General features: G+C 65.1%; 10 protein-coding genes. 5 read left to right on the forward strand and 5 right to left on the reverse strand.

The genetic code is table 11. The features are described from left to right. The first annotated feature begins 101 nt into the window (after positions 1-101). From AC5Y6X_RS24240 to AC5Y6X_RS24260, 5 genes are all read left to right on the forward strand, one after another. Complete coding sequence (locus AC5Y6X_RS24240) at positions 102-542, forward strand: Hsp20/alpha crystallin family protein (protein WP_499989662.1); 441 nt, start codon at positions 102-104, stop codon at positions 540-542. Between the two features lie 188 nt (positions 543-730). Next, positions 731-1,027, forward strand: a complete 297-nt coding sequence (locus AC5Y6X_RS24245) for an Rv0250c family protein (RefSeq protein ID WP_324682160.1) — start codon at positions 731-733, stop codon at positions 1,025-1,027. Positions 1,028-1,117: 90 nt separating this feature from the next. Next, a complete protein-coding gene (gene sdhC / locus AC5Y6X_RS24250; protein WP_499989663.1) occupies positions 1,118-1,939 on the forward strand; it encodes a succinate dehydrogenase subunit SdhC in 822 nt (273 codons plus the stop codon). Between the two features lie 44 nt (positions 1,940-1,983). Beyond that, positions 1,984-3,900 (forward strand): fumarate reductase/succinate dehydrogenase flavoprotein subunit, encoded by a 1,917-nt coding sequence (locus AC5Y6X_RS24255; RefSeq protein ID WP_499989664.1) that lies wholly within the window; start codon positions 1,984-1,986, stop codon positions 3,898-3,900. Continuing rightward, on the forward strand, positions 3,900-4,646 hold the full coding sequence (locus AC5Y6X_RS24260; RefSeq protein ID WP_324682155.1) for a succinate dehydrogenase/fumarate reductase iron-sulfur subunit: 747 nt from the start codon (positions 3,900-3,902) through the stop codon (positions 4,644-4,646). The genes AC5Y6X_RS24255 and AC5Y6X_RS24260 overlap by 1 nt, the downstream gene beginning before the upstream one ends. 30 nt (positions 4,647-4,676) lie before the next feature. Here AC5Y6X_RS24260 and AC5Y6X_RS24265 read toward each other — a convergent pair whose 3' ends face one another. The 5 genes from AC5Y6X_RS24265 to AC5Y6X_RS24285 all read right to left on the reverse strand — a co-directional run. After that, complete coding sequence (locus tag AC5Y6X_RS24265; RefSeq protein WP_499989665.1) at positions 4,677-5,168, reverse strand: flavin reductase family protein; 492 nt, start codon at positions 5,166-5,168, stop codon at positions 4,677-4,679. Positions 5,169-5,242: 74 nt separating this feature from the next. Beyond that, on the reverse strand, positions 5,243-6,124 hold the full coding sequence (locus AC5Y6X_RS24270; RefSeq protein WP_499989666.1) for a TauD/TfdA family dioxygenase: 882 nt from the start codon (positions 6,122-6,124) through the stop codon (positions 5,243-5,245). 189 nt (positions 6,125-6,313) lie between these two features. Next, positions 6,314-7,645, reverse strand: coding sequence for an acyltransferase family protein (locus AC5Y6X_RS24275; RefSeq protein WP_499989667.1), 1,332 nt, complete (start codon positions 7,643-7,645; stop codon positions 6,314-6,316). A gap of 209 nt (positions 7,646-7,854) precedes the next feature. After that, positions 7,855-9,360, reverse strand: a complete 1,506-nt coding sequence (locus AC5Y6X_RS24280; RefSeq protein WP_499989668.1) for an MFS transporter — start codon at positions 9,358-9,360, stop codon at positions 7,855-7,857. A 178-nt stretch (positions 9,361-9,538) separates the two neighbouring features. Further along, on the reverse strand, positions 9,539-10,156 hold a 618-nt coding region (locus AC5Y6X_RS24285), incomplete at its 5' end, for an SDR family oxidoreductase (protein WP_499989669.1).

A 10,156-nucleotide genomic window follows, 5' to 3' on the forward strand; every position in this document is an offset into this window, starting at 1 on the left:
CCCAGGTGGAACTTTAGCGTGGTCGACTCATGTTTCTACTAATGGCCGGCCGGTGAGGCGCCGGTCACAGCAAACTCACAACGAAGCTCAAGGAGACGAACATGAGTAACCTCGCACTGTGGTCGCGACCGGCCTGGAACACGGACCGGTGGCTTCGCGACTTCTTCGGCCCGGCCGCCGCGGCGGACTGGTTCAAGCCGGTAACCAGCGGATTCACCCCGGCCGCGGAGATCGTCAAGGACGGCGACGACGCGGTGGTGCGCCTGGAACTGCCCGGCGTGGACGTCGAGAAGGACGTCAACGTCGAGGTGGAGAACGGCTGGCTGGTGATCCACGGCGAACACCGCGACGCGCACTCCGAGGAGGAGGACGGCCGCACCCTGCGTGAGATCCGTTACGGATCCTTCCGCCGGTCGTTCCAGCTGCCCGCCCACGTCACCAGCGAGGCGGTCACCGCCTCCTACGACGCCGGCGTGCTGACGGTCCGCGTCACCGGCGCCTACGCCGGAACGCAGCCGAAGCGCATCGCCATCACCAAGTAATTCCGGCGATCGACACCGAATCCGGCGGGGCCCCAACGGCTCCGCCGGATTCTGCGTCCGTCAGAGCTTCGGTGTGAAGCCCTGAGCTCGCACTCACCGTTTCGTGACGCGCCTCACGTGAGTCGGGCGCGGCGGTTAGTATCGGCAACATACTGTGATCCGTGACACCGCCCGCCCGAGGAGACCCGTTGTCCAGCGCTACCGAACTCGCCGAACTTCACGACCTCATCGGCGGCTTGCGGCGGTGCGTGAGCTCCCTGAAGGCGCGATACGGCGACAGCCCGGCGATGCGTCGCATCGTGCTCGACGCCGACCGGATCCTCAGCGACGTCGAATTGCTCGATACCGACGTGTCCGAACTGGATTTGGCCCGCGCGACGGTGCAGCAGTCCGGCGAGAAGATCACCATTCCCGACACCGAGTACGACGCCGAATTCTGGCGCGATGTCGACGACGAGGGTGTCGGGGGTCACAGCAGGTACTGACGAAGTCGCGGCAACCCAAGCCCCCCGTAAAAGGGAGGGCTCTATCTGTGTACCCTTCGACCAGACAGCCCGTTCGAAGAGGAACACTTGATGAGCGCACCCACGGCGACCCGTTCTGAGTCCGGCGTTTTCTCTGCCACCCGCGCACATATACCGGAGCGGACGCTGCGCACCGACCGCTGGTGGCAGCCGCCGCTGGTGACCAACCTCGGCCTGCTGGCGTTCATCGTCTACGCCACCACCCGGGCCTTTGTGGGCAACAGCTACTGGGTGGACAAATACCACTACCTGACGCCGTTCTATTCGCCCTGCGTCAGCGCGTCGTGCGCGCCGGGTGCAAGCCATCTCGGGGTCTGGTTCGGCCACTTCCCGTGGTGGATTCCGTTGGGAATGCTGGTGTTACCGTTCCTGCTGGGTTTCCGGATCACCTGCTACTACTACCGCAAGGCCTACTACCGGTCGGTGTGGCAATCACCTACCGCGTGCGCGGTGCCCGAACCGCGCGTCCATTACACCGGGGAAACCCGTGTCCCGCTGATCATTCAGAACAGCCACCGGTATTTCTTCTACTTCGCGATGGTGGTCTCGCTGATCAACACCTACGACGCGATCATGGCGTTCCATTCGCCGTCCGGCTTCGGGTTCGGTTTGGGCAACGTCATTTTGGTGGTCAACGTGCTGCTGCTGTGGACCTACACCGTCTCGTGCCACTCGTGCCGGCACGTCACCGGCGGCCGCCTCAAGCATTTCTCCAAACACCCGGTGCGCTACTGGCTCTGGACACAGATCAGCAAGCTGAACACCCGGCACATGCAATACGCGTGGATCACGCTGGGGACCCTGGCACTCACCGACTTCTACATCATGCTGGTGGCCAGCGGCACCATCACGGATTTCAGATTCGTTGGCTGAAAAGCCATTTCGAGAATTACTAAGAAAAGCTGAGCGAGGGTTTCATGGTTGAGGTCGAACGGCACTCCTACGACGTCGTCGTCATCGGTGCCGGCGGCGCGGGCCTGCGCGCGGTCATCGAGGCGCGCGAGCGCGGCCTGAGGGTCGCGGTGGTGTGCAAATCCCTGTTCGGCAAGGCCCACACGGTGATGGCCGAGGGTGGCGCCGCGGCGGCCATGGGGAACGCCAACCCCAAGGACAACTGGAAGACCCACTTCGGCGACACCATGCGCGGCGGCAAATTCCTCAACAACTGGCGGATGGCCGAGCTGCACGCCAAGGAGGCGCCGGACCGGGTCTGGGAGCTGGAGACCTACGGCGCGCTGTTCGACCGCACCAAGGACGGCAAGATCAGCCAGCGCAACTTCGGCGGGCACACCTACCCGCGGCTGGCGCACGTCGGCGACCGCACCGGCCTGGAGCTGATCCGCACGCTGCAGCAGAAGATCGTGTCGCTGCAGCAGGAGGACTACGCCGAATTCGGCGACTACGACGCGCGGATCAAGGTGTTCGCCGAGTGCACGATCACCGAGCTGCTCAAGGACGGCGACGCGATCTCCGGGGCGTTCGGCTACTGGCGCGAGAGCGGCCGGTTCGTCGTGTTCGAGGCGCCCGCGGTGGTGCTGGCCACCGGCGGGATCGGCAAGTCGTTCAAGGTGACCTCCAACTCGTGGGAGTACACCGGCGACGGGCACGCGCTGGCGCTGCGGGCGGGCGCGTCGCTGATCAACATGGAGTTCGTCCAGTTCCACCCCACCGGCATGGTGTGGCCGCCGAGCGTGAAGGGGATCCTGGTCACCGAGGGCGTCCGCGGCGACGGCGGGGTGCTCAAGAACTCCGACAACAAGCGGTTCATGTTCGACTACATCCCGTCGGTGTTCAAGGGCCAGTACGCCGAGACCGAGCAAGAGGCCGACCAGTGGCTCAAGGACAACGACTCGGCCCGGCGCACCCCGGACCTGCTGCCCCGCGACGAGGTCGCGCGCGCGATCAACTCCGAGGTCAAGGCCGGCCGGGGCAGCCCGCACGGCGGGGTGTTCCTGGACATCGCGTCCCGGCTGACGCCGGAGGAGATCAAGCGTCGGCTGCCCTCGATGTACCACCAGTTCAAGGAGCTGGCCGGGGTCGACATCACCAAGGAGCCGATGGAAGTCGGGCCCACCTGCCACTACGTGATGGGCGGTATCGAGGTCGACGCCGACACCGGCGCGGCCACGGTGCCCGGGCTGTTCGCCGCCGGCGAGTGCTCGGGCGGCATGCACGGCTCCAACCGGCTCGGCGGCAACTCGCTGTCGGACCTGCTGGTGTTCGGACGGCGCTCCGGCCTGGGGGCCGCCGACTACGTCCGGGCGCTCAGCAGCCGCCCGACCATCTCGTCGGGATCCATCGACGCCGCGGCCAAGCGAGCCCTGGCCCCCTTCGACGGACCGACCGACGGCGCCCAGGCGGAGAACCCGTACACCCTGCAGCTCGAGCTGCAGCAGTCGATGAACGACCTGGTGGGCATCATCCGCAAGTCGGACGAGATCACCGAGGCCCTCGCCCGGCTCGACAAGCTCCGCCAGCGGTTCAAGAACCTCCAGGTCGAGGGCAATCGGCAGTACAACCCCGGCTGGAACCTGGCCATCGACCTGCGCAACATGCTGCTGGTCAGCGAGTGCGTCGCGAAGGCCGCGCTGGAGCGCACCGAGAGCCGCGGGGGTCACACCCGCGACGATCACCCGTCGATGGATTCCTCGTGGCGCAAGCTGTTGCTGGTCTGCCGCACGGGCGGCGGCGACGAGGTGATCCCCGACATCACCATCACGCGCGAAGAGCAGGCGCCGATGCGGCCCGATCTGCTGGAACTCTTCGAGATCTCGGAGCTGGAGAAGTACTACACCGACGACGAGCTGGCCGACCACCCAGGACGGAGAGGCTGATGACCTACAACGCGACGATGCGGGTGTGGCGCGGCGACGACGCGTCCGGCGCGCTGCAGGACTTCACGGTCGAGGTCAACGAGGGCGAGGTGGTGCTCGACATCATCCATCGCCTGCAACAGACGCAAACCCCCGACCTCGCGGTGCGGTGGAACTGCAAGGCGGGCAAGTGCGGATCGTGCTCGGCGGAGATCAACGGCTACCCGAGGCTGATGTGCATGACGCGCATGTCGACGTTCGCCGAGGACGAGGTCGTGACGGTCACGCCGCTGCGGACGTTCCCGGTGATTCGCGACCTGGTCACCGACGTCTCGTTCAACTACGAAAAGGCCCGCGAGATACCGTCTTTCGCGCCGCCGAAGGAGCTGCAGCCCGGCGAGTACCGGATGGCGCAGGTCGACGTGCAACGCTCGCAGGAGTTCCGCAAGTGCATCGAGTGCTTCCTGTGCCAGAACGTCTGCCACGTGGTCCGCGACCACGAGGAGAACAAGCAGGCGTTCGCCGGCCCGCGCTACCTGATGCGCATCGCCGAGCTGGAGATGCACCCGCTGGACACGCTGGACCGGCGCAGCCAGGCGCAGGACGAGCACGGCCTGGGCTACTGCAACATCACCAAGTGCTGCACCGAGGTGTGCCCGGAAAACATCAAGATCACCGACAACGCGCTGATCCCGATGAAAGAGCGGGTCGCCGACCGCAAGTACGATCCCGTGGTGTGGCTGGGTAACAAGCTGTTTCGCCGCTGAGCGTTCGTTAGCCCAGTTGCACTCTCGCGGTCAGTGCGGACTGATTCGCCGGAACCCGCTGCGGTGGAACACAATCGGCGCGACCTCGGCGTCCACCGTCACCTCGTTGACCCGCAGCACCACGATGGTGTGATCCCCGGCGGGGATCATCTGTTCGATCGCGCTCTCCAGCCACAGCGCGGTGCCCTTGATAAAGACCGCGCCGGTGGTGCTGGACACCGTCTCCAGACCGGCGAACCTGTCGCCGGTCTTAGCGGCCAGGGTGCGCGCAGCCTCGTCGTGGGACTCACCGAGCACGCTGATGCCCAGCATCGGCAGGTCCTTGAGCTTGGGCCACGTCGTCGACGTGTTCTGCACGCAGAACGAGACCAGCGGCGGGTCCAGGGAGACGGGGACGAAGGTACTGGCCGCCAGCCCCTCGCGGGTTCCGTTGACCTCGGCGGCGATGGCGACCACACCGGACGGGAAGTGGCCGAAGGCCTCACGGAGTGAGGACGGTGTCAGCTTCTTCGTTGAGTTCACCGGACTTCGTTCGCCCCTCGAGCCGACGACGGATTTGTCCTATCAGACCCTACTGGACGGGCATCCGCACGTTACTACCCGTAGCGGGACCATGGCTCAGCCATGCCGACCACAATCTGCCGGGGCGGCGTGTATGGCTCCCGACCGTGGGAGACGAGCATGTTGTCGAGCATCAGGATGTCACCCTCTTGCCACGGTATGGCCACGCTCTCGGCGTCGTATGCGGCACGAAGCTCGTCAAGGGTCGCCGGTTCTATGTCCGCGCCGTCGCCGTAGTAGGTGTTGTTGGGCAGGTTCTCCTTGCCCATCGACAACAGCGCCTCGGCGACCATCGGGTCCAAGCTGGACACATTGAAGAAGGTGAGATGGTTGAACCACGTCATCTCACCGGTTTCCGGGTGCGCCTCCGACACCGGTCGACGCTGCCGCGTGGTGAGTTCGTCGCCCGGCCCCCAGGTGAGTTCGACGTCGTGGTCGGCGCAATAACGTTCGACGACGGCGCGGTCGTCGGTCTCGAAGGCTTCGCGCCACCCGATGCCGATGTCGCCGCCGAAGTGCCGAACGTAGAGGTAGCCCGTTTCCTCCAGGCGTTGGCGCACCGCGGGCGAGATCCGCTGATACACCTTGCGAGAGTCGGCCAGGGGAGTGGCGCCCCCGCTGGCCGGCGGTACGACGCAGTGGAAGAAGATGCGCAGCGGAAAGGTGTTGCTGTAGGACAGCTCGTTGTGCAGGGGGATCCGGTGGCGGGCGGGGTAATCGGTCGAGGTGTAGACGCGGTCGGCCACCTCGTGCCGAGGCGACGAACCCTCCAGATACGGGAGGGGCTCGCCGGACATCGCGGCGATGAAGTCGCGGAATGTTTCGACCGACCCGCCGGTGAAGCCGCGGAACAGGATGCCCCCATGGCGTAGCACGAGCTGTCGGATCTGGTCGTGCTGCGCAGTCGCCCACGGCACCACATCAATGTGCTCTGTCGCGGGCTCTATCACGAGGGGAAACGGCGGGTCCGGAAGCGGTCGTGCGTCCGTTAGCGGGAAGATGTCGGTCTCCACGGCCATCCCTCCTGCACCGAGCGGCTGTGGTACGTGAAGCTACCAGGAGCCCTTGCCGTTGGGATCCTTGTGGCAAAACCTCATGTACCTTCGCTACTCCATCCGGAGCGCGCGATCCGCCGATCGGACGAGGGCGACCTCGGCGGGTCGGAAAGCCACCAAAACCAAGCCCACGGCGAATAGCAGCGCGGTGACCCACGCAAGGTGACCCGCCGGAGCAAAGCCGTAATGGGCGAACAACCACAGGCCATACGCCGCCATTGACACACCGGCTGGCGTGACCGGTTCCGCCCAACGCTGTATGAGCGGCATAGGGAGCATGGGTAGAGGGGCCGCGAAAACCCGTCGCCCCCACCACAACAGGGCCATCTCGACCGCTGCCGCGAGGCCAATGATGAACACCCACGCCAGCCGGAACCACCACCACGCCGCGCTTCCTTCGATCGGTTGCGGAAATAGCCCGGCCCGGTAGCCGACGAACGCCACGACCACCACTGGCACCATGTGCCATAGGTAGAGAAGCATCACTTTGCTATTGGCGGCGGATAGTGCCCGCTGTACCGGGTCGGGTCGAAGCGCGCGATTGAGCGCGGGCGCAAGTGTCACTACCACTCCGGCCTGCGCGCAACCGAACGCCAGCATTGCCACCGTGGGCGGGATCGCATTCCGCAGCCCGTGGACGGCGACGTCGACCATGCTGACTTGATAGGGTCCCAGCCAAATCAGCAGTCCCAGCGCGACCGCCGATCCCGAGGCGAGCAGCGCAGGTATGCGGCCAACTAACGACCCGCTGCGCCACGCGATTCCGAGCTGGTAAAGCAGTCCCCAGCACAGCAGACAGTTCAGCCAGCCGATGTAAGGCACGTGGCCGTGGACCGCGGCGGCGTCGACCGCCGCTACCCCTACCGCCAGCACTGCCGGCACCAACAGACCCCAACGGCGGTGCGCTGCGATCGCAATGGGCGTCAGCGACACCACCACCACGTAGACGGCGAGAAACCAGAGGTGCGTCCCTAGCGCCCAACCCGCGAGCTTCAGCATCGAACCGGGCAGGCCGAGGACCTGTAGAACCACCACAATTATCGACATGAGTGCGACGTATACCGCGGTCGGTCCGAGCACCCGCGCCAGTCGATGCCTAAGCCAGTCCTGCCGCGACATGCCGTCCGTGTCGCACCGATGCGTCCACGACACAGCGCCGGCATAGCCAGCAACCAGGAAGAACACCGGGACCGCCTGGAAAATCCAGCTCAGCCATGCCGTCCAAGGCATGTCGGAAATCCCATCTTGGAGGCCGAAACGTCCATCGTGATAGGTCATGCACGCGAGCAGCCAATGCCCGACGACAATTAAGACCAGCCCCCCTGCACGGTAGAGATCGACCGCCAGATCGCGGCCGTGTCCGGGGGTGTTCGTCTCGTCCACCAGCGCGTGCCAATCAGTTCGTCGAGACCGCGTGGTCGCGCAACGCGTGCGGCGTTTCGGTATTAGTGCTTGCATTCGGGCCGCAGCAGGTCGTCGCGGCATACCCAATTCTTTTGACGTACGCGTCCAACACGGCGATATCTTAATCGGAAAGACGGGCGCTGAACTGGATAACGAATACAGTGGCCAGGATCGTCCATGAGAGCCGGCTACCCGGCGCGGATGGCGTTTTTGACTTCTTGCGCGTGTGCCACCTGCCGCGCGGTGTAGCCGATGAACAGTGCCATTCCGCCGATCAAGACAACCACCCCGGCTAGCCACAGCAGGCCGTAGGTGTAACCGTGGTCCAGCGCGTGTAGTTGGGCGGCGTTCATGGACTTCACCGGCCCGCCGGTGCCGCCCAGATGGAAGGTACGCGACGTGATTACGGCCTGGATGACGACCGCCACCACAGGCCCGCCGAGGCTTCGCAGCATCACTGCGATCGCCGATGTAGGCCCGATCCGGTCGAAACCGACGCTAGCTATCAACGCCAGCGAGAGCGGAACGTTGATCAAGCCGATGCCGATGCCGGCGCCGACGAGCGGCACCGCGAGATTCGGGAAGTACGGAGCACCACTGTTGAGTGTCGAGCCGCCATACAGTATCGCGGCCAGCACCACGATGGCGCCGCCGATCACGACCATCCGCGGCGGGAACCACGTCACCAACCGCGACGACGCGCTCAACCCGAGGCCCATCGCAACACCGAACGGGATGAAGCAAATGCCGGCACGCAGCGCGCTGTAGCCCATGATGTCCTGCACGTACAGGGCCACCATGAGACTCAGGGTGAACACCAGCCCCCCGGCTAGGAACGTCGCGCCGAACGTGGCCAGCCGGTTACGGTCCAAAAACAGGCTGAACGGCACGACGGGGTTCTCTGCCACGCGCTCCACGACGGCGAACGCCACGAAAGCACCGAGAGCCACCGCAGCTGATGCAATCGTGGTGGTCGACAGCCAGCCCGTCTGCGGGCCCATCGACAACCCGAAAACCACAGCCGCGCACATCAGGGTGGCCAGCATGGCCCCGCTGGCGTCGAGCTTCATCCGCTCCTTCTGAGTCTCCCGCAACGCGGTGTGGGCCAGGTAGATCACCAGCAGCCCGAGCGGCACATTTACTAGAAACGCCAGCCGCCACGACACCGCGGTGAGCATCCCGCCCAAGACCAAGCTCATCACCGAGCCGATGCCGGCTGCCGCACCGAGCACGGCGACCGCCGCGTTGCGTTCCGGACCCTTCGGAAACGTGGTCGCCACTAGCGCCATACAGGTGGGCAGAGCGATCGCCGCCGCGACGCCCTTCAGCAGCCGAGCCAAGACGAGAGCGCCTTCGTCCCAGGCGATTCCGCACACGACCGAGGCGATGGTGAACAGTGCAGCTCCGATGATGAAGGCGCGCTTACGGCCGATGGTGTCACCAAGGCGCCCGCCCAGCAGCATCAGCCCACCAAAGGTCAGCACAAACGAGGTGATGACCCAGCTCCGCCCGGCGTCCGACAGACCCAGCTCGTTTTGGATTTTAGGAAGCGCGATTACCGCGATGATGCCGTCCATTGTCGCTAGCAGCTGGATGCCGCCGATCGCGCTAATCGCGGCGAGGAAACGGCGAGACCGCAGACAAGTCGGTAGATACCGACTAGTACGGTGCAGCGTGGTCGGTTCGACGGGCATTGGAGTCGCTCATTCCGCGCGTTGTGTCGTCAAATGACCTGGTGCCGAGGTAGGTGCCTGCTCTTCGCCGCTGAGGCTGTGATAGCGGACCACCCTACTAAAACGTGTCAATTAGCGCGGGCGAACACATAAAACGGCTCGCCATGATTGCACGGACATCCAACGGGTCGTTTAGTGGCTAGAGCAGGCCGAGCTGCTGCAAGTCCGTGACGTATTTGATGATGATCGGCGCCGAGATGTGTGGGATGTCGTTGTCGGGGCCGATTTTCGCCTCTCGCACCGCGGCACGGAATCGGTCAGTCGGCGCGAACGAGCCGCGCCTCGGCTTTAGGGGCGGCAAATAAGTGAAATTGCGTGACAACAACTGCAACGGCCGCAATGGTGAGTGCTGGCCCTGTTTATCCGGTAGCTCGTGCAGGGCGGCGGCGAACCGTTGTGCCCATTCGGTGAAGTCCTCGATGCGCTGGATGGGGTAGCCGGCGTCGACGAGCCAGTCGACGTATTCGTCGAGCCCGATGCCGTCGTCGTGGGGGTTCATCACGTGGTAGGTCTGCAATCCGTCGACCGTTTGGGCTCCCAGGGTGGCGATCGCCTCGGCGACGAATTCGACGGGCAGCGCGTCGAAGTGCGCGCGTTGGCGGTGGCCGTGGGCGTCGAGTTGGTAGAACGAGGCGGGCGCGAGGCCGGTGGCCAGGACCGACAGCGCCATGCGGGTGAACATGTCGGAGATGTTGAGCTGGCCGGTGTAGGTGGTGTCGGCAAGGAGCATGTCGCAGCGGAACACCGCGACCGGTAG

Source organism: Mycobacterium sp. NGS26 (assembly GCF_059813025.1).